The organism is Nocardia sp. NPDC051030 (assembly GCF_040683015.1).
Lineage (GTDB): Bacteria > Actinomycetota > Actinomycetes > Mycobacteriales > Mycobacteriaceae > Nocardia.
In genome coordinates, this window is record NZ_JBFBCD010000002.1 from 603,434 (window position 1) to 623,382 (window position 19,949).

The following is a 19,949-nucleotide window of genomic DNA, read 5'->3' on the forward strand; positions in this document are numbered from 1 at the left end:
GGCGCTACGGCATCGTGTATCCGCCGCTGACCGAGAACACCTGACCGGTGACTTGGCGAGCGGCGCTGTCGGAGGACACCCAGACCACCGCGTTCGCGATGTCCTCGGCATTGGTGAGCCGGCGCAGCGGAATGTCCTTGCGCAGGAACTCGATCTGCTTCTCGTTGAACACCGCGTCCTGACCCACCGCCCACAGGCTGCTCGGCCCGACCGCGTCCGGGCCGTCGGGAATGACCAGACCTGGGCAGACCACATTGGATCGGATGCCATGGCGGCCGTGTTCGCGAGCGGTGGTGCGCGCCAACGCGATCAGCCCGGCCTTGGTCGCGCCGTATATGCCCTGCCGAATCTGCCCGAAGGCCGCATCGCTGGCGATGCACACGATCGCGCCGCGACCGGCTTCCCGCATAACGGGGATGGCGGCCTGGATGGCGGCGATGGCGGTATAGAGGTTGATTTCAATGGTGCGTTGCCATTTCGCGCGATCGGTGTCCTCGGCGATGAAGCCGGGCACACTCCATCCGGCATTGTTGACCAGGACATCGAGCCCGCCCCACCGTCGCGCCGCTCGATCGACCGCGTCCTGTGCGACCCCGTCGAGCGTGAGATCTCCGGTGGCGACTTCGACTGCCGCCGCACCGAGTTCGAGGGCCTCGGCGCGCACCTTCTCCGCCTGCGGACCGTCGATATCAACGATGATGATGCGCGCCCCTTCCCGGGCGAAACCATGCACGATGCCCCGGCCGATATTGGAGCCGCCGCCGGTGACGAGCACCCGGGCATTGCGCAGCTGGAGATCCATGCCGACGTACTCCTTCGTTGTCCTCTGGCATTTATTTAATCTATATTCAATTCAATTGGCAAGATGGAGCCACGAAAAGGAGGCGCGATGCTGGGGTTCGACGACGACGGCCCGCTCGACACCATTGAATACTCGGTCGCCGACGGCATCGCCACCCTCTGCCTGAACCGGCCGGCAGCGCGCAATGCCATCGACCTCCGATTGGCCGAGGAACTGCTGATCGTCGCGCGCCGGTGCGCGGGCGACCGCAACATTCGCGCGGTGCTGATCACCGGCAATGGCCCCGCACTGACCGTCGGCGGGGACATCGAATACTTCACCGAGTCGTCCGCCGCGTACGGAGAATTGTTCCGGCGCATGACCGGTCCGTTCCACGAAGCCTTCCGCATTCTGAGCAGGCTCGAGGTTCCGATCGTCACCGCAGCACACGGGTCGGTGGCGGGTGGGGGGCTCGGGTTCGTCTACATCGCCGACTTCGTCCTGGCGGCCGAGGGCACCAAGTTCGCCACTGGGTTCGCGGCCATCGGGCTGTCCGGTGATGGTGGCGGAACCTGGTTCCTGCCACGTCTTGTCGGGCCGCGCCGGGCGGCCCAAATGTATTTGCGGAACCGGGTTCTCGACGCGCACGAGGCCGCCGACTGGGGGCTGATCACCGAGGTGGTCACGCCCGGAGAACTCGCCGTTCGCGCCGATGCGCTGGTACGAGAACTCGCGGCCGGGCCGACGAAAGCGCTCGGGCAGATGCGCGCCCTGCTGCGGGCCTCATGGGACAACACGCTGTCCGAACAGTTCGTCGAGGAATCCGAAGCGCTTGCGGCGACCGGCAATTCGGCCGATGCGGCGCACGCCATCGAGTGCTTCGCCGCGAAACGACGCCCGACATTCGAAGGGCGTTAGCCGGGAAGAGTTCCAGGCGGGCCCAGTCAGCCGGCGCTGAGCCCGTTCCGCACGATCGCCTGCGCCGTCGCCACCACCGTGTCCAGTGATCCGCGGGCCGGAGTCCACCACTCGGCCGCCCAGTTCAACGCGCCGAGCACGAGCATGCGCGCGATGACCGGGTCGAGTTCCGGGCGCAATTCGCCCGCTTCGGCGGCCGCTTCGAACAGCGCCCGCCACATCGCGCCGTACTTGGCCTCCTCGGCCAGCTGCCGGGTCCGGATCTTCTCCGGCACCTGACCGGCATTGCGGATCGATGCCGTCGTGTAGTCGGAGATCTCGAGCTCGTGGCGCATATGGGCTTCGACCGCCACCAGGATCCGGTCGAGTGGGCGCATATCGGGCGGCAGTCGGTCGAGGACTTCGCCCACATGGACATTCATATCGGCGATGCCCGCCCACATGACTTCTTCGACGAGGTCGTCCCGCGAGGGGAAGTAATAGTAGATCGCCGGGGCCTGTAGTTCGGCGATCTCGGCGACCTCCGACAGCCGGGTTCCGGCATATCCCTTGCGGCTGAGCACATGTGCGGCCGCGTCCAGGATCCGCTGCCGGGTGCGCGCGGCCTTCGGTTCCGCGCTGGGTTCGGTGCTGTCCTCGCTCGGTGCTGGAGCTGTTTTCCTGGCCACGGATCGACTATAGGGGCAGGTCCGACCGGGGCTGTCATCCCGAGCCCGCAGGGGCTTCCCGGTGTGGCGTTGACCACTCATATCTTCTAATCTATATTAAATTCAAATCGATTCAGGAGTGTGACGTGCGGGTTTTCGCCGACATTCACGAGTTCGCCGCTGCGGCGGGGACATCACTGGGCACCACCGAGTGGTTCGACATCAATCAGGGCCGCATCGACACGTTCGCCGACGCGACCGGGGATCACCAGTGGATCCACACCGATCCGGAACGCGCCGCCCACGGGCCGTTCGGATCCACCATCGCGCACGGACTGCTGACGCTCTCATTGCTGCCGGTGCTCAATCACGAGCTCTATCGACTCGAAAAGCTGTCGATGGCCGTCAACTACGGATTCGACAAGGTGCGCTTCATTTCCCCGGTTCCGGTGGGCACCCGGGTTCGCGCCACGACGCTGATCGATTCGGTGACCGAGGTATCCGGCGGCATCCAGGCGAAGTTCGTCACGACCATCGAGATCGAAGGCGCCGCGAAGCCCGCATGCGTCGCCGAATCCATCGCCAGGTTCGTCGCGTGACGCCGGGCCTGCTCGCCGGGAAGACCGCGGTCGTCACCGGTGCGGCCGGCGGGATCGGCCTGGCGATCGCTCGGCTCTTCCATGAGCACGGCGGCAGCGTCGTACTCGCCGATATCGACGAGGCGGGTGTGCGCGCCGCGGCCGAGTCGGTCGGCGCGCGGGCGATCGGCGTGGGATGCGATGTGACCGACGAGGATTCGGTACAGGCACTGGTCGACGAGGCGGTGCGCTGGTCGGGCCGCCTCGATGTGTTCGTCAACAATGCCGGGGTCACCCGCGATGCGTCGCTGCGCAAGATGACCGTCGCCGACTTCGACACCGTGATCGCCGTGCACCTGCGCGGCACCTGGCTCGGGGTGCGCGCCGCGTCCGCGGTCATGCGGGTATCCGGCGGCGGCTCGATCATCAATATGTCGTCGCTGTCCGGGAAATCCGGCAACCCGGGGCAGACCAACTACAGCGCGGCCAAGGCCGGAATCGTCGGCCTGACCAAGGCGAGCGCGAAGGAACTGGCGCACAAGGGCATCCGGGTCAATGCGATCCAGCCCGGCCTGATCCGCACCGCCATGACCGAGGCCATGCCGCCGGAGGTCTTCGCCGAACGCGAGGCCGCCATCCCGATGAAGCGGGCCGGTACGCCGGGCGAAGTCGCCGGTGCCGCACTGTTTCTCGCTTCCGAGCTGTCGGGTTATATGACCGGCGCCGTGCTCGAAGTGGGCGGAGGGCGATTGATGTGACCGAACGCAGTGAGAGACAAAGCGCCGCGCGCACGCGGGAGCCGAGTACCGGCGAGGTGCCGTCATGAGTGAGGTGGTGCTATCCGCCATCGCCGAGAATATTGCGACGATCACGCTCAATCGGCCCGACCAGATGAACGCCATTTCGGTGGAGCTGGGCGCGCGACTGCACGATGCGTTGAGGGCCGCGGCCGAGCGGGCCGATGTCATCGTGATTCGGGGGAGCGGCGGAAACTTCTGTGCCGGTGGTGATTTCCGCGAGCTGGAATCGCTGCGAGCACAGGGCCGGGCTGCCATGGCACCGCTGTTCGCGAACTTCCGCGCCGCCTGCGATGTCATCGCGACACTGCCGGTGCCGGTGATCTGCGCGGTCGAGGGGTACGCCATGGCCGGTGGGTTCGAACTCATGCAGGCCGCCGATATTGTGCTGATCCACGAAAGCGCGGTGGTCGCGGACACGCATTCGCGCTTCGGTCAGATTCCCGGTGGCGGGGGCAGTCAACGCCTACCGCGCCTGGTCGGCAGGCAGCGGGCACTGGCGCACATCCTCACCGGCGACCGGCTCTCGGCCGACGAGGCGGTGTCCTGGGGTCTGGCCTACCGCAAGTTCGCGGCGGTCGAATTCGACACCGGTGTAGCGGATTTCGCACGCCGACTGGCCGCCAAGGACCGTGCCGCGCTGGCGAAAATCAAGCAGCTCGTGCACGCCGGTCAGCGCCTACCGCTTGTCCAGGGTCTGGACCTGGAATTCGAGGCCGTGCTCGACCACCTGTCCGGTGCCACGACGGGTGCGGGAATCGCCGCCTTCACCACCGATCACGGGAGCAAATAATGTCCGATCTGGTCCGGCTGGACGTGGACGGCGACGGCATCGCCCGCCTGCTGCTGAACAGTCCCGAGACGTCCAACGGCATGGACGTGCCGTTTCTTCGAGCGCTGCACGAGGGCATCCTGCGTGTGCACGGCGATCCCCGCGTGCGGGCCGTGGTGCTGTCCGGGGCCGGGAAGAACTTCTGTGCGGGCGGCAATATCAAGGTGTTCGCCTCCAAAGGGGAAGAGCTGCCGGACTATCTGCGCGAGGCCACGGCCTGGTTGCAGATCGCGGTGGCTGCGCTCACCCAGCTGAACGTTCCGGTGATCGCCGCCGTGCACGGATTCGCCGCCGGTGGGGGCGGATTCGGACTGGTGTGTGCCTCGGACTTCGTCATTGCCGCTGATACTGCGAAATTCATGTCGGGTGCGGTGAGGGTCGGCATGGCACCGGACGGCGGCGTCTCGGTGACGCTCACCCAGCTGGTCGGGCTGCGCCGGGCCATGCACATCCTGCTCACCAACCCGGTGCTCGACGCCGAAGAGGCGCTCGAGATCGGGTTGCTGACGAAAGTTGTTCCGGCGCAAGAACTCGGCACGGAAGCATTGGCCTACGCCCGGCAGTTCACCGGCACCGCGCCGAAGGCGATCGCCGCCACGAAGCGCCTACTGTGGGGCGGAATCGGAGCCTCGCTGGCCGACCGGCTGCCGGAAGAAGCCCGCACCGTCTCGGAACTGTCCGGCTCCGCCGACTCCCGAGAGGGCCTGGCCGCCGTCATCGAGCGGCGTGACCCGAAGTTTCGAGGTGAATGACGGTGTCCGACAACGAGATGCCCGTACTCACCGAGGATAAGGGCGCGACCCGGATCATCACGCTCAATCGGCCGGAGCGACGCAATGCCATCGACATCCCCTTGCGTGTGGCACTCGCCGAGCGGCTCGAAGAGGCCATGGCTGATCCACAGGTGCGAGCGATCGTGCTGACCGGTGCGGGCGCGGGATTCTGTGCGGGCGGGGATATTTCGACGATGCGCCGCATGGACGAGGTGGAAGCGCGTCCCCGCGCCCAGGCGGCACAGCGGGTCATCCGGGCGATCTGGCAGGGCGGAACACCGGTGATCGCGGCCGTGGAAGGCGCGGCATTCGGTGCCGGAACCTCCTTGGCATTGGCCTGCGACCGCATAGTCGCCGCGGCCGACGCGATCTTCAGCACCGCCTTCACCGGCGTCGGATTGGCCGGAGACATGGGGATATTCGCCTCACTACCGGCCCGGGTCGGACCGGCGAAGGCCCGGCAGTTGATGCTGCTTCCGACTCGGTTGTCCGGAACCGAAGCCGCCGCACTCGGACTGGCCGATGTGGCGGTCGCACCGGGTACGGCGCTGGAACACGCGCTCGCCGATGCCGAACGCATCGCCGCCGCCCCGCCGCTCGCGGTCGCCGCCCTGAAATCGCTGCTGGCCCGCTGGCCGAGTGACCCCCTGGCGGTGCTGGAGCACGAGGTCGACGCGCAGGTCCGGTTGTTCGGCACCGAAGACTTCGCCGAGGGTGTCTCGGCGTTCCATGAGAAGAGAACTCCCGCGTTCGGTTCTACATCACAGCGCGGTAAGTAGATGGAAGCTCGCCCATGACATTTGTGGCAGAACGCAACCTCACCGAGTCCGACTGGGCGTGCGACGACAGCGTGCCGCTATCGGAGCGCACCGTCGGGTCCTTGCTGGCCGACCTGGATCGCTCCGTGGACGAGATCGGTTGAGCGACATGACCATCAGTGATCTCGATACTCGCCGGAAGCTGCTGTCGGAGCGGTTCTCCAGTTGGCGTCCCGTAGCTCTGGGCGACTGGCTCGGGGTGTGCGCCGCCGAGTACGGTTACCGCCCGCTCGTCATCACCGACGATCGAACCCTCACCTACCGCGAGACCGCGGACTGGGCCGCGCGGCTGTCCGACGGACTGGTCGCGCTGGGCGTCCGGCCCGGGGACCACGTAGGCATTCTGATGGCCAACTACCCCGAGTTCGTCCCGGTGAAGTTCGCCGTCGCCCTCGCCGGTGCGGTGGCGATACCGCTGAATTACCTCTACCGCACCGACGAATTGGCCTACGTGCTGGCGCAATCGAAGGCCCGGGTGCTGATCACGATGACGGGATTCGCCGGTCTCGACTACCTCGGCATGCTCGATGCCGTCGCGCCCGGCTGGGAGTCCGGGTCGACCGCGGCACTGCCATTGCTGCGCACGGTGATCCAGGTGCCGACCGCGGATTCCGTGCGCGCGGGCGTGCGGACCCTGGCCGAGCTCGATGCGCTCGGCGTCGCGAACAAGGGTGCTGCCGAGGGCATCTCGCCCGATCCGGCCGGAGTGGGTGACATTCTCTACACCTCCGGCACCACCGGATCACCCAAGGGCGTCTTGATCACCCACGACGCCGTCCTGCGCACCGGCTACGCGTCCGCGCTCACCCGCGCCTTCGGTGACGGCAGGCGAATCCTGTTCTCGCTGCCCTGCTATCACATGTTCGGCTACGTCGAGGGCCTGATCGCGGCGACGATGGTGGGCGGTGCCGTGATCATGCAGCCCGCCTTCGATCCGGGGAACTACCTCGCCGGAATCCAACGGCATCGAGCCGATGACATCCTGTGCGTGCCGACGATGACTGTCGCCCTGCTCGAACACCCCGACCGGCACCGGTACGACCTGTCCTCGCTGACGGCGGTGCTGTCCGGGGCCGCGCCCGCGCCGGTATGGCTGTGGGAGCGAGTGCGCAATGAGCTCGGTGCCACCGAGATCGTCACCGGTTACGGCATGACCGAATGCGGTGGTGCCATGACGCTGACCCGGCCCGAGGATTCGTTCGAACTCACCGCGACCACGGTCGGCAAGCCGAAAACGGCCGGGGTGGCCGGGCTCCCGGACGGCGCGCTGGTGGCCTATCGCACCGTCGACCCGCTGACCGGTGAGTCGCACGCCGATGGCGAAGAGGGCGAACTGGTTTCCCGCGGCCCGACCAGCATGCTCGGCTTCTGGGACAAGCCCGAGGAGACCGCGCGCGGCCTGCGCGACGGCTGGGTGTACTCCGGCGACCTCGGCCGGGTCCGTCCCGACGGCTACCTGGAAATCACCGGTCGCAGCAAGGAGCTCTACAAGAGCGGCGGTGAACTGGTGATGCCCAAGGAGATCGAGGAGCTGCTCACCGCGCAACCCGAGATCAGCCAGGCCTATGCCGTCGGCATTCCTGATGAGCGCTGGGGTGAGGTCGGTTGCGCGTGCATCGTGCGCTCACCCGGCAGCACGATCGACGCCGACGCCGTGATCGCCCTGTGCAAACAACACCTGGCCCGGTTCAAGGTTCCCAAACATGTTGTCTTCCTGGAGGCTTCGGAACTCCCGGCGACGCCGACCGGCAAGGTCCAGAAGTACCGACTTATCGCCCAGGTGAAGCAGAGATTGGAGCAGGTATGACGGTCGCGGCAGACCTATCGGCCGGGATGGCAGCCGCACCCGGAGTCGACTATTCGGCGCTCATCCAACCGGAGCGGGTACACGGCTCGCTCTACACCGACCCCGCCGTATTCGCCGACGAACTGGAGCGGATCTGGTACGGCGGCTGGGTTTTCGTCGGCCACACCAGTGAGGTGCCGCAATCGGGCGATTATGTCCGCAAGAAGATCGGCCCGCAGGACATCATCATGACCCGCGACCGCACGGGCGAGGTGCATCTGCTGGTGAACCGCTGCGCGCATCGCGGCAATCTGGTGTGCGACGCGCCGAGTGGCAATGCGAGCTCGTTCCGCTGCCCGTATCACGGCTGGACCTACCGGAATACCGGTGAGCTGCTGGGCTATCCGTACAACAAGGGGTACGGCGGGAGGGGCACCCTGGATTTGAAATTGGGTTCCGTGCCTAAGGTCGAGTCCTATCACGGGTTCCTCTTCGGCAGCTTCAACCCGGATGTCCCACCGCTGGCCGAGCACCTCGGCGCGGCGGCGGGCGAGCTCGACCGCCTGGCGCGACTCTCGCCGGTAGGCAAGGTCTCGCTCGACGCGGGCTGGCTCGCACACCGCACGCACGCCAACTGGAAGCTCCTGGCGGAGAACGAAACCGATGGCTATCACCCGCAATTCGTGCACAGCTCGATCTTCGCGGTGACCGGTTCCACCATCGGCCCGCTCTACAGCGACAACTCCACCGCGGTGACCCGGGCCCTCGGCAATGGGCACAGCGAGAACGATCTGCGCCCGGAGTTCCGCAAATTCGCCGAGCCGATGCGCTGGTTCGGCACCACCGCCGACCGAGTGCCGGAGTATGTCGCGAGGATGCGCGAAAAGCACGGTGGCGCAGCGGAAGAGATCCTGATCGAGGGCGCACCGCACGTCATGATCTTCCCGAACCTGTTCATCGCCGAGATTCAGGTGTTCAATATCCAGCCGATCTCCGAGCGGGAATGCATCCAGTTCTCAACCGCCGTACAGCTGGACGGCGCACCGGAATTGAACAAGCGGATGCTGTCGCAGTCGATCGGATCGGTCGGCCCGGCGGGCATGCTGCTGGCCGACGACACCGAAATGTATGAGCGCAATCAGAGCGGTGTCGAGCAATTACTGCCCGAGTGGCTCGACATCAGCCGCGGCGTGCACCGCGAATACGACGACGCCGACGGCTTCCGCGTCGGGGGCGCGACCGACGAGACCGCGATGCGAGCGTTCTGGGAGCACTACAAGAGCCTGATGGAGAAGCGATGACATCGACTGCGCTGCTGGAGATTCGCGCGGTGGAGGAGTTCCTGTTCCGCGAGGCGCGCTTCGCCGACGAGCACGACTACGACGCGTGGGAAGCGCTGTGGACCGATGACGCGCTGTACTGGGTGCCGGTGGCGGGTTCGCTGACCGATCCCGAACACAAGGTGTCGGTGATGTACGACAATCGGCGGCGCATCGCCACCCGGCTGGCACAGCTGCGCACCGGGAAACGCTATGCGCAATCGCCACCGTCGAACCTGCGCCGCACCATCTCCAATGTCGAACTGCTCGGTGTCGAGGACGGCGACACCCTCGTCGGCGCGAACTTCGTACTGCTGGAATCGAAGCCGCGCGGATTGGTCACCTGGGCGGGCCGCTACCTCTACCGGCTGCGCGAGGTGGACAACGAGATCAAACTGGCCGCCAAGACGGTCCTGCTGGTGAACAATGCCGAGGCCATCCCCACCCTCGGATTCCTGATCTGACGTGACCGCGATGGAGGAGGTCGTCAGCAGTGAATTCGCCTCTGTACGAGTCGATATCGACCACGAGGGCAATGGACCGCGACTGCGGTTGACGGATCTGAAGTCCGGGCGGATCCGCTATCTGGATGCCTTGGAATTGGAAACCATCGTGTGGCTTCCGGAGGGGCATCTGCAACAGCTACTGGATCCTTCGGCGGACCGCTGGCGCGAGGACTGATATGGCGGAACGGATCGATCGGGTGACCCTCGAGGACATCGACTTCCGGGACTTCATCCGCGCCGGCGACTTCGTGGTGTGGGGTCAGGCGTGTGCGGAACCGGTGCCGCTGACGGAGCGCCTCCTCGCACAGCGGGCAGGACTCGGCGGGATTACCTGCTTCCTCGGCATTCCGGTGGCCGACACCGTGCGACCCGACCACGCGGACCATATCCGGTTCATCAGCTACTGCGGGTCCGGCAACAATCGTGCGCTCGCGGCTGCGGGTGTGCTCGAGGTGTACCCCGGGCACTATTCGACCTTGCCCGCTTTCGTGTCGCGCGCGAATGTGGTGCTGGTGCACTGCGCGCCACCGGACGAGCAGGGCCGCTACAGCCTGGCATTGGCCGACGACTATCTCAGCGCGGCAATCGATTCCGCGCGCATCGTCATCGCCGAGGTCAATGCTCGAGCACCGGCCACTCCCGGGTCGCGGTATCTCACCGAGCACGACATCGATATCGCAGTGCACACCTCGCGGCCGGTGGCACAGAGTCTCACGCCCCCGGCAACCCCGGACCTGACGGCGATCGGCGGGCATGTCGCGCACCTGATTCCCGATGGGGCCACTCTTCAGTTCGGGATCGGCTCCGTTCCCGAGGCCGTCCTCGGGGCGCTCGGCAGCCACCGCGATCTGGGCATCCACTCCGGGATCCTCACCGACGCCGCCGTCGAGCTCATCGACAAGGGCGTGGTGACCAATACGCGCAAGACCACCGATCGAGGTGTGTCGGTGGCCGCGGTGTTGATCGGCTCGCAACGATTGTTCGATCACGCGCACCGAAATCCGGCCGTATCGCTGCGGCCGATCGGCTACACCCACGACCCGGAAAGGCTGGCGGCGCAACACCGGTTGGTGGCCGTCAACTCCGCGATCGAGGTCGATCTGAGCGGCCAGGTGAATGCGGAGGTCGCGGGCGGCCGGTATGTAGGCGCGGTCGGCGGCGGCGCGGAGTTCCTGCGCGGGGCGGCACGTTCGGCGGGCGGCATTCCGATCATCGCCCTGCCCGCGACGGCCGGGGCGCGCAGCCGCATCGTCGCGCGGCTGTCCGGGCCGGTGAGCACCGCGCGCAGCGATGCGGGCGTGATCGTCACCGAATTCGGCCACGCCGACCTGCGCGGGCTGACCCTGCCCGAACGCCGAGAGGCCATGCTCGCGATCACGCACCCCGACCACCGAGAGGCCCTGCGGGGGAGTGAGTGGCAATGCTGAGCATGCGGATGTTCGCGGCCGCACCACGGTCATCGAGTGCCTTTCAAGCCACCGAGTTCCCATGCTGAACGCGAGCCGATTCTGCTACCCGCCGCGTCATAGTCATCGAGCAGCCGTGCGGTACAAGGAGTTTCAATGTTGAGAAGAGCGGCAATCGTCAGCCCGCTGCGCACCCCGGTGGGAACCTTCGGCGGCACCCTGCGCCCGGTGCCCGCCGAGGAACTGGCCGCCTTGGTCATCAAAGCGGTGGTGGACCGCTCCGGCATCGACCCCGCCCGCATCGACGACGTCTCGTTCGCTCAGTCCTACACCAACTCTGAGGCACCCTGCATCGGCCGGTGGGCAGCATTGCGGGCCGGACTCCCGGTAGCGGTGCCCGGTTTCCAGACCGACCGTCGCTGCGGCGGCGGACTTCAGGCGGTCGTCACGGCGGCCATGATGGTGCAGACCGGCGCGGCCGACGTGGTGCTCGCGGGCGGCGTCGAGAGCATGAGCAATATCGAGTACTACACGCAGGACATGCGCTGGGGTGCCCGCGCGGGCAATGTCGCGTTCTACGACCGGCTGGACCGGGGCCGGGAGCGATCACAGCCCGAAGGCCGCTTCGGAAAGATCAGCGGCATGATCGAGACCGCCGAGAACCTGGCGGTGCGTTACGGCATCAGCCGGTCGGCGGCAGATGAGTTCGCGGTCCGGAGCCATCAGCGAGCCGCTGCGGCCTGGGAATCGGGCCGCTTCGACGACGAGGTGATCCCGGTGGAGGTGCCACAGCGCAAGGGCGCACCGATCGAATTCGCGAAGGACGAAGGGATACGCCCGGATACGACGGTGGAGACGCTCGCCGGTTTGCGCATGATCATGCCCGGCGGCACTGTCACCGCCGGCAATTCGAGCCAGCAGAACGATGCCGCCGCAGCCTGCCTGGTAGTCGCCGAGGACAAGCTGAACGAACTCGGCCTCGAGCCCCTCGGGTATCTGGTCGGCTGGGCCGCCGCCGGATGCGAACCATCGGAAATGGGGATCGGCCCGGTGCCCGCCGTGCAGCGCCTCTTCGCGCGCACCGGCCACCGCTTCGACGATATCGACCTGATCGAACTCAACGAAGCCTTCGCGGTCCAGGTACTCGCCGTCATGAAGGGCTGGGGCCTGGACGACGCCGACCGCCTGAATGTGAACGGCTCCGGCATCTCCCTCGGCCACCCCATCGGCGCGACCGGAGTCCGCATCCTTACCACCATGCTGCACGAACTACGCAGGCGCGGAGGCCATTACGCCCTCGAATCCATGTGCATCGGCGGCGGCCAAGGCATGGCCGCCCTGTTCGAGGCCCCCTGATGGGCACCGCCGCGACGGGATACGGCATCGCCGCCTACGGCACCTACCTGCCCGCACACCGGCTGTCGCTAGCCGAGATCGGTGCCACTCTGGGAACCAACGCAGGCAAGGGCACTCGAGTCGTCGCGTCCTTCGACGAGGACAGCACAACCATGGGCGTCGTGGCGGCAGCCCGCGCACTGGCCGTCAGCGGCAGCGAGCCCTCAGGCACACCTCCGCATCCGGACCCGACCGTTCCTATCGACGGCGCGAAGCTACCCCCGTCCGCCCGACGTCATCCGAGCGCCGTGTACTTCGCAACCACCAGTCCGGCCTATGCGGACAAAACCAATGCGACAGCAATCCATGCCGCATTGGACCTCCCCGAGTCCGTCTTCGTCGCGGACCTGGCAGGTTCGGCCCGCAGCGGCATCGCCGCATTACGCGCGGCCGCTCGTTCGAGTGGGCTCGCGATACTGGCTGACGTGCGCGTGGGCCGCCCAGGCTCGGCGGATGAGCGTGGCGGCGGGGATGGTGCGGCGGCGTTTCTGTTCGGCGGCGATCCGATTGCCGAGATTATTGCCGAATCGAGTTGCACGGCAGAGTTTCTGGATCGCTGGCGGGATCCGGCGTCGGTGACCGGCAGCCAGTGGGAGGAGCGTTTCGGCGTCGAGCAGTACCAGCCGCTGATCGATCGGGCCGTCGCTGCGGCATTGGCGCAGGCCGGGATCGCGGAGGCCGATCATGTTGTGCTGATTTCACCGAATTCGGCCGTGGCAAAGCGCGCGGCTCATCAGGTGACCGGCAAGCTCAGCACCAGGACTTCCGTCATCGGTCATGCAGGAGCTGCCGATGTAGGTGTCGCGCTGGCGGCGGTCCTGGATATCGCGGAGCCGGGGGAGACGGTGTTCGTGATGTCGGCCGCGGACGGGTGCGATGCATTCGTCCTGCGCACGACCGACCGCATTGTGGAAGGCAGACAGTCGATTCCGGTCAGCGCGCAGCTCGCGGCCGGACATCCGGTGTCGTATGCGACCTATCTCGGCTGGCGCGGAATCCTCGACCGGGAACCGCCACGGCGGCCGGAACCCGATCGTGTGGCCGCACCGCCGTCGGCGCGCGCCGCTCGCTGGAAGTTCTCCTTCACCGGAAGTCGTTGTACGGCTTGCAGGCTGGTGCATCTACCACCCGCTCGGGTCTGTAAGCGCTGTGGTTCTCGTGATTCGATGACGGATGTGTCCATGGCGCACCGGCAAGCAACCGTCGCCACTTTCACCGTAGACCGCCTGGCGTTCTCACTGGCACCCCCGGTAGTAGAGGCGGTGGTCGACTTCGCGGGTGGCGGGCGCTACACCCTCGAAGTCGCAGACGGTGCCGCCGACCGGCTGGCCGTCGGATCGCGAGTGGAAACCACCTTTCGCCGCCTGCACAGTGCCGGGGGAGTGCACAACTACTTCTGGAAAGCGCGATTGATATGAGCAGCAATGGAATCCGGGACAAGGTCGCCATTGTCGGCATGGGCTGTACCCGATTCGGGGAACGCTGGGACAGCTCCGCGGACGATCTGCTCGTGGACGCCATGGCCGACTGCTTCGACACGAACCCGAACCTGGACCGCACCGACATCGACGCCTACTGGCTCGGCACACTCGGCACCGGCCAGAGCGGTCTCACGGTCAGCAAGCCGCTCGGTCTCGCCAACATCCCTGTCACCCGTGTCGAAAACTATTGCGCCAGTGGCTCCGATGCTTTCCGCAATGCCTGTTATGCCGTGGCATCCGGAGCGTACGACCGGGTGGTCGCGATCGGTGTCGAGAAACTGAAGGACTCGGGCTTCTCCGGTCTCCTGCGCGGCGACCCACCCAGCGACGGCACCGCGTCGGAACTGTCCCTCACGGCCCCCGCCGCCTTCTCCCTGCTCGACCCCGCCTATTGCGCGAATTACGGAGTAGATCCCGCCGCGATGCGGGACGCCATGACACATGTCGCCTGGAAGAACCACTACAACGGTGCCCGAAACCCCAAGGCACAGTTCCGCTCCGAAGTCGCCAAGGGGAAGATCGCCAATGCCCCACTGGTCGCGGGCCGACTCGGCGTCTTCGACTGCTCAGGCGTCTCCGACGGCGCCGCATGCGCGATGCTCGTCCGCGCGGAAGATGCACTGAACTACACCGACACCCCGCTCTACGTAAAGGGCCTGTCCCTCACCGCCGGCGCAGGTCTCGGTGCAGTCGATCCGGCCTACGACTACACCACCTTCCCCGAAGTGGTCGCCTCCGCCACAGACGCCTACGCCCAAGCGGGCATCACCGACCCCCGCACGGAACTCTCCTTCGCCGAAGTCCACGACTGCTTCACCCCCACCGAACTGATCCTGATGGAAGACCTCGGCTTCACCCCCCGCGGCCACGCCTGGAAAGACAGCCTCGCAGGCGATTTCGACCTCACCGGCCGCCTACCCATCAACCCGGACGGCGGGCTGAAATCCTTCGGCCACCCGGTAGGAGCCAGCGGACTCCGCATGCTCTACGAGTGCTGGCTCCAATTCCGAGGCGAGGCCGGGCAACGTCAGCTCTCCGACCCGCACACAGCGCTCACCCACAACCTGGGTGGCCGCCCCGGCGCATGCGTATCCTTCGTCGCGGTAGTCGGCCGCGAACTAGATTGATTACGAGCCTGCCGTGGGTGGAGAAGCGCATCCCTGTGACGCCGACGGTGTGGGTCGTCGGCGTCACGGGCAGTGACATTCACGGGTGTGCGGTGGCGGAGCCGGAGGCGGTGGCTCGTTTCGCGAGCCACTCCTGATGCCGTTGCGCCTCATGCTCATCGCGGGCACGGATCCGTGACCGGGCCTGCGCCAGTAACTCTCCGGGATGGTGACGGTTGTTGACCCGCGGTGTCCCCCTCGGATCGATATGCGGCGGCGCGATCCACCCGGTCCGGCCCGGGAACTCCGAGTCATTTCCGAGGACAACGGTCTTCCAGCCGCCGGGGCCGTCGTGCACCAGGGCATGGCAGTGATCACATGCCAAGGTCAAATTCGAGATGTCGGTATTTCCGCCCTTGGCGTACTCGGTGATGTGATGCACCGCAGCCAAAGTCGCTGGTGCATTACACCCGGGACGAGTGCAGCCACGTTCGGCGGCGATCAGTGCCAGGCGTTGCGCGGGGCTCGCCAATCGGTGAGAGCGGCCGAGGTGCAGGGGCATTCCCGCATGGTCGAACAGTGCGAGGAATGGGCGGGCGTGCTCCGCCAGCTTCAATGCCTCCGGAATCGGCACTGTTCCACCGGACGCCGTGGTCACCACTCCAGCGGCCTGCTCCAGCTCGGTGACGCTCATTGTGAAGATCACCGCGACCGGCAGGCCACGATGGGAACCGAGTTTGGCGGGGCCGAGTTCGGGACGCAGAAATGCCAGCAGCGCATCGTGATTGCGTTGTGCGGGGGTGCGGGTATCGCGTGCGGCGGCCGCGTCTACCACCTCGCGGATCACTGAATCGTCAGCTGCCCATGGGCTTTCGGGGTCGGCGGGGTTGCACATGCCAGGCCGCGCGAGCTTGGCGAGTATTGGATCGAACAGGGCCCGCAGGGTCGGGGTGAGCGCGCCCGTGATCGCGGACATGCCATCCACGCCCTGGCGGCTGATCGTCACCCCACGCCTGCGCTGACGGTCGATGTCATCGGTCAGTGTCCCGTCGGGGTCCAGATGCGCCACCAGTTGCTCACGGATCCTGGGCAGATCATCAGGAGAACCGCCACATGCGTGCTCGGCCAGGAGGTGTTCGGCCTGCTCGCGAGCCTTCATCGGCACACCGTGCGGGAGGTCGTCCATGACCTTCGCGATCGCGCGGGCGTGCTCGACCGAAATCTCCCCGTTCCGTTGCCCTTGCGCGGTCCGGGGCAATGGCGGTTCGAGATCGTTCCCGCTCATGTCGTGCCACACACCCAGCAGTTTCGCGGCCTTCACCCGCGCATAGGCGTCTCCATGAGCCAGGCGCAAGGCCTCCTCCAGGAACCGCACCGCATCCTTCGCCCCCGCGCGGGCAGGGATGGAGCGTTCCACGACGGCCACGATCAGCCGGTGAAAAACCGCCGCCAACTGTCGTGTGCTGCTTTCGACCTCACGCATCACCTCGATGACCTCATCATCGGAGAGCGGGGCAAGGGGTGCGTCGAGCAGCTCGGTCACCGTGGCGGCCAGTTGTCTGGTCTCCATTGTGATGAACGGCCCACTGTTCGAACGCATGTGCTAATTCTATAGCCCGCAGTCCGCCTGTGTAACCCGAAATGCATTGTGAACTGCGGATATTCAGAACATCCGGTAAGTCGCAATTCGACGGCGCTCTCCGCGCGGGGCAAGATCAGGGGCGGTCTGTCGCGAACCGCACGGTGGCAATGGCATTGCGAGTGCCGCCTGGTGTGACGGCGGCCAGGGTGGCGGTGTCGGGGCCTGTGGTGTCGCCGGTGATCAGCACTCGGTCGGTGAGGAAGACCGGATGCTGGAGCCGGTATGTCACCGCCTCGACCTGTCGGCCCGGCTGGTGTTCGCGCAGCAGCTCGAGTAGCAGCAGGGTCAGCAGCGGTCCATGGACGACGAGCGCTGGATAGCCCTCGATCTCACGGGTATACGGCTCGTCGTAGTGGATTCGGTGCGCGTTGGCGGTGAGCGCGCTGAAGCGGAACAGCAGCGTCGGCGAGAAGTGCGGCTCGAATTGCCATGCTGCCGTTGCTGGTTGCGAATCCGGTGGAGCGGTGTACGTGCGGGGCGTGCCGGGACCGCTGCGATAGACGAGATCCTGCTCTTCGATCAGTCGCAAGGTATCGGCTTGCCGGTACTCGCTGCGGACCGTGACGAAGGCCAGTTCGCCGGATTGCCCCTGCTTCACGGTGGCCGCGGATACTCGTGAGGATCGCTGGGCCGGTGTGCCGATGTCGAGGGGCCGGGTGATCTCGACGCGGCCACCGGCGAACATGCGGCGGCGGTCCGGAATCGGCGGCAGGAAGCGATGATTCGCGGGATGGCCGTCCGCGTGCAGGACATGCTGGGCGGGCCAGTCCAGGAAGTGGAACCAGTGCCACAGCGGGGGGAGGGGGCTGCCCGCGCCGGGCGGTTCCGGCTGGTTCAGCAGCGCGGCGAAGCGTGCGGCAGGGACCGCGGACATCTCGTCGGACTCGACGACGGGGTCCGGTCGCCAGCCCGCGAGGTAGCTCTCCAAGTCGCTCATCACGCTCCATCGTGGCTCGATACCTTGACCGTGCCAATCTACTTAATTTATATTAAATTCGAAAGTGAGGTGCGAGGTTGATCGAAAGCTTCCTCGCAAAGCGGCAGCCGATCTTCACCGGAAAGTGAGCACACCCGTGTCCGCATACGTCGTAGACACCGACGAGCACAAGCTGCTTCGCGAGAGCGTGGGCAAGATTGCCGACAAGTACGGTCAGCGGTACTTTCTGGAGCGCTCGCGCGCGGAGGCGAAGGTCGACGAACTTTGGTCCGAACTCGGCCGCGCCGGGCTGCTCGGCGTGCACCTACCCGAGACCCACGGCGGTGGCGGCGCGGGCATGTCGGAGCTGTTGATCGTCGTCGAAGAGCTTGCCGCGCACGGCATTCCCTTGCTACTGACGGTCATCTCGCCCGCGATCTGCGGGTCGATCCTGGCCGAGCACGGTTCGGAAGAGATGCAGGCCGCCTGGCTGCCCGGCATTGCCGACGGCAGTAAGAAGATGGCCTTCGGCCTCACCGAGCCGGATGCGGGTTCCAATAGCCACAATGTGAGCACCACCGCGCGCCGCGACGGCGACGGCTGGGTGATCAGCGGCGGCAAGTACTTCATCTCGGCGATCGACGAAGCCGATGCCGTGTTGATCGTGGCGCGTGACCAGGAATTCGTCGGCACTTCGCGCTCGCCGCTGTCGATGTTCGTGGTGCCCACCGATTCCCCGGGCCTGACTCTGCAACCGCTACCCACGGCGGTGGTTTCACCGGACGGCCAGTTCACGGTATTCCTGGACCAGGTCCGGGTAGGTCCAGAAGCGCTGATCGGGTTGGCGGGCAATGGTTTACGGCAGGTGTTCGCGGGACTCAATCCGGAACGCATTCTCGCCGCGGGTATCAGCAACGGCATCGGCCGCTACGCCATCGCGAAGGCGGTCGAATATGCCCGCGACCGGAAGGTGTGGAATACGCCGATCGGTGCGCACCAAGGCATTTCGCACCCGCTGGCCGAAGCTCATATCGCCGTCGAGTTGGCGCGCCTGGCCACCTACCGCGCGGCAGAGCTGTTCGATGCGGGTCAGCCTGCGGCCGAAGCGGCGAATATGGCCAAGCTCGCCGCCGCCGATGCCTCGCTGAAGGCGCTGGACCAGTCCATTCAGACGCATGGCGGCAACGGTCTGTCCAAGGAATACGGCCTGGCCGAACTCTGGTTCTCCGCGCGCCTGCTCAAGACCGCCCCGGTCAGTCGGGAGATGGTGCTCAACTTCGTCGCTCAGACCAGCCTGGGTCTGCCCGCCTCGTACTGATTCGACCGCGGCCTACTGATTCATCAAGGGAGACAACACAATGCCCGGAGTTACCGATCGTGTCATCGTCGTCACGGGAGCCGGTGGCGGACTCGGCCGCGAATACGCGCTGCTGCTGGCCCGCGAGGGTGCACTGGTGGTGGTGAACGACCTCGGCGGGGCCCGCGACGGCTCGGGGGCCGGTCATTCGATGGCCGACGCCGTCGTCCAGGAGATCCGCGACGCGGGTGGCATCGCCATCGCCAACTACGACAGCATCGCGACCGAAGAGGGTGCGGCCGCCCTGATCAAGACCGCGGTCGACGAGTTCGGCACGGTGCACGGTGTGGTCAACAATGCCGGAATTCTGCGGGACGGCTCCTTTGCCAAGATGACTGCCGACAACTGGGAATCGGTGCAGCGCGTGCACCTGTGGGGCGGGTACTTCGTCAGCCGCGCCGCGTGGCCGTACTTCCGCGAACAGAACCACGGCCGTGTGGTCGTGGCCACCTCCACCAGCGGCATCTTCGGCAATTTCGGCCAGGTCAACTACGGTGCGGCCAAGCTCGGCCTGGTCGGCATGATCAATACCCTGGCCATCGAAGGGGCCAGGAACAATATTCTCGCCAATGCCGTTGCGCCGCTGGCCGCGACCCGCATGACCTCGGACATCGCGCCGCAGGAAGTGCTCGACGCCATGCCGCCCGCTCACGTCGCCGGGGTTGTCGGCTACCTGATGAGCGATGAATGCGCCGACACCGCAACGGTTGTCGTCGCCGGGGCCGGGCGCGTGTATCGGGTTGCCCAGTTCCAGAACAAGGGCGCGGTCTTCGTGACGCCACCGAGCATCGACGAGGTTGCCGCGCAATGGGACCGGATCACCGACCTGTCGAGCGCGGAGCTCGGCGCAAATCCGCTCGGCTGACGGCGAGAAATCAAGGACGCGAGGAC

21 protein-coding genes are annotated in these 19,949 nt (G+C 66.3%); 17 read left to right on the forward strand and 4 right to left on the reverse strand.

The features are described from left to right. Nucleotides 1-4: 4 nt before the first annotated feature. On the reverse strand, nucleotides 5-802 hold the full coding sequence (locus AB0N05_RS07370; protein WP_364688605.1) for an SDR family oxidoreductase: 798 nt from the start codon (nucleotides 800-802) through the stop codon (nucleotides 5-7). An 87-nt stretch (nucleotides 803-889) separates the two neighbouring features. Here AB0N05_RS07370 and AB0N05_RS07375 point away from each other — a divergent pair, with 87 nt between their 5' ends. Further along, the gene (locus tag AB0N05_RS07375) at nucleotides 890-1,699 is read left to right on the forward strand and encodes an enoyl-CoA hydratase-related protein (protein ID WP_364688608.1); all 810 of its coding nucleotides are present in this window, start codon (nucleotides 890-892) and stop codon (nucleotides 1,697-1,699) included. Nucleotides 1,700-1,725: 26 nt separating this feature from the next. Here the strand turns inward: AB0N05_RS07375 and AB0N05_RS07380 are convergent, their stop codons facing one another. Further along, on the reverse strand, nucleotides 1,726-2,367 hold the full coding sequence (locus tag AB0N05_RS07380) for a TetR/AcrR family transcriptional regulator (protein ID WP_364688610.1): 642 nt from the start codon (nucleotides 2,365-2,367) through the stop codon (nucleotides 1,726-1,728). A gap of 125 nt (nucleotides 2,368-2,492) precedes the next feature. Here AB0N05_RS07380 and AB0N05_RS07385 point away from each other — a divergent pair, with 125 nt between their 5' ends. From AB0N05_RS07385 to AB0N05_RS07450, 14 genes are all read left to right on the forward strand, one after another. Further along, a complete protein-coding gene (locus tag AB0N05_RS07385; RefSeq protein ID WP_364688613.1) occupies nucleotides 2,493-2,945 on the forward strand; it encodes a MaoC family dehydratase in 453 nt (150 codons plus the stop codon). After that, nucleotides 2,942-3,682 (forward strand): 3-oxoacyl-ACP reductase FabG, encoded by a 741-nt coding sequence (gene fabG, locus AB0N05_RS07390; protein ID WP_364688616.1) that lies wholly within the window; start codon nucleotides 2,942-2,944, stop codon nucleotides 3,680-3,682. The genes AB0N05_RS07385 and fabG overlap by 4 nt, the downstream gene beginning before the upstream one ends. A gap of 64 nt (nucleotides 3,683-3,746) precedes the next feature. After that, nucleotides 3,747-4,514 carry an enoyl-CoA hydratase/isomerase family protein gene (locus tag AB0N05_RS07395; protein WP_364688619.1) on the forward strand — a complete coding sequence of 256 codons (768 nt, stop codon included), beginning with the start codon at nucleotides 3,747-3,749 and terminating at the stop codon, nucleotides 4,512-4,514. Continuing rightward, nucleotides 4,514-5,305, forward strand: coding sequence for an enoyl-CoA hydratase-related protein (locus AB0N05_RS07400; RefSeq protein ID WP_364688622.1), 792 nt, complete (start codon nucleotides 4,514-4,516; stop codon nucleotides 5,303-5,305). Before AB0N05_RS07395 ends, AB0N05_RS07400 begins: the two co-directional genes overlap by 1 nt. Nucleotides 5,306-5,322: 17 nt before the next feature. Further along, a complete protein-coding gene (locus AB0N05_RS07405; RefSeq protein ID WP_364689590.1) occupies nucleotides 5,323-6,105 on the forward strand; it encodes an enoyl-CoA hydratase-related protein in 783 nt (260 codons plus the stop codon). 14 nt (nucleotides 6,106-6,119) lie between these two features. Further along, nucleotides 6,120-6,248 (forward strand): hypothetical protein, encoded by a 129-nt coding sequence (locus AB0N05_RS07410; RefSeq protein WP_364688625.1) that lies wholly within the window; start codon nucleotides 6,120-6,122, stop codon nucleotides 6,246-6,248. A gap of 5 nt (nucleotides 6,249-6,253) precedes the next feature. Further along, nucleotides 6,254-7,951, forward strand: a complete 1,698-nt coding sequence (locus tag AB0N05_RS07415) for an AMP-binding protein (protein WP_364688627.1) — start codon at nucleotides 6,254-6,256, stop codon at nucleotides 7,949-7,951. Between the two features lie 26 nt (nucleotides 7,952-7,977). Beyond that, nucleotides 7,978-9,231, forward strand: a complete 1,254-nt coding sequence (locus AB0N05_RS07420) for an aromatic ring-hydroxylating dioxygenase subunit alpha (RefSeq protein WP_364689593.1) — start codon at nucleotides 7,978-7,980, stop codon at nucleotides 9,229-9,231. After that, entirely contained in the window at nucleotides 9,228-9,713 is a 486-nt protein-coding gene (locus AB0N05_RS07425; RefSeq protein ID WP_364688630.1) for an aromatic-ring-hydroxylating dioxygenase subunit beta, read from the forward strand. Before AB0N05_RS07420 ends, AB0N05_RS07425 begins: the two co-directional genes overlap by 4 nt. 10 nt (nucleotides 9,714-9,723) lie before the next feature. Then, the gene (locus AB0N05_RS07430; protein WP_364689596.1) at nucleotides 9,724-9,930 is read left to right on the forward strand and encodes a hypothetical protein; all 207 of its coding nucleotides are present in this window, start codon (nucleotides 9,724-9,726) and stop codon (nucleotides 9,928-9,930) included. Nucleotide 9,931: 1 nt separating this feature from the next. Then, nucleotides 9,932-11,182, forward strand: a complete 1,251-nt coding sequence (locus AB0N05_RS07435) for an acetyl-CoA hydrolase/transferase C-terminal domain-containing protein (RefSeq protein WP_364688633.1) — start codon at nucleotides 9,932-9,934, stop codon at nucleotides 11,180-11,182. A gap of 138 nt (nucleotides 11,183-11,320) precedes the next feature. After that, nucleotides 11,321-12,517, forward strand: coding sequence for an acetyl-CoA C-acetyltransferase (locus AB0N05_RS07440; protein WP_364689599.1), 1,197 nt, complete (start codon nucleotides 11,321-11,323; stop codon nucleotides 12,515-12,517). Further along, nucleotides 12,517-13,974, forward strand: a complete 1,458-nt coding sequence (locus tag AB0N05_RS07445; protein ID WP_364688636.1) for an OB-fold domain-containing protein — start codon at nucleotides 12,517-12,519, stop codon at nucleotides 13,972-13,974. The genes AB0N05_RS07440 and AB0N05_RS07445 overlap by 1 nt, the downstream gene beginning before the upstream one ends. After that, entirely contained in the window at nucleotides 13,971-15,164 is a 1,194-nt protein-coding gene (locus AB0N05_RS07450) for an acetyl-CoA acetyltransferase (protein ID WP_364688639.1), read from the forward strand. The genes AB0N05_RS07445 and AB0N05_RS07450 overlap by 4 nt, the downstream gene beginning before the upstream one ends. A gap of 79 nt (nucleotides 15,165-15,243) precedes the next feature. On the opposite strand, the gene AB0N05_RS07455 is transcribed toward AB0N05_RS07450, so the two are convergent. Then, nucleotides 15,244-16,743: a DUF222 domain-containing protein gene (locus tag AB0N05_RS07455; protein ID WP_364688642.1), complete on the reverse strand. Its 1,500-nt coding sequence runs from the start codon at nucleotides 16,741-16,743 to the stop codon at nucleotides 15,244-15,246. A 115-nt stretch (nucleotides 16,744-16,858) separates the two neighbouring features. After that, nucleotides 16,859-17,722: a hypothetical protein gene (locus AB0N05_RS07460; protein ID WP_364688645.1), complete on the reverse strand. Its 864-nt coding sequence runs from the start codon at nucleotides 17,720-17,722 to the stop codon at nucleotides 16,859-16,861. A gap of 136 nt (nucleotides 17,723-17,858) precedes the next feature. Between AB0N05_RS07460 and AB0N05_RS07465 the strand changes: the two genes are divergently transcribed. Next, nucleotides 17,859-19,019, forward strand: a complete 1,161-nt coding sequence (locus tag AB0N05_RS07465) for an acyl-CoA dehydrogenase family protein (protein WP_364688648.1) — start codon at nucleotides 17,859-17,861, stop codon at nucleotides 19,017-19,019. A gap of 40 nt (nucleotides 19,020-19,059) precedes the next feature. Beyond that, nucleotides 19,060-19,923 carry an SDR family NAD(P)-dependent oxidoreductase gene (locus AB0N05_RS07470; protein ID WP_364688651.1) on the forward strand — a complete coding sequence of 288 codons (864 nt, stop codon included), beginning with the start codon at nucleotides 19,060-19,062 and terminating at the stop codon, nucleotides 19,921-19,923. Nucleotides 19,924-19,949: the final 26 nt, after the last annotated feature.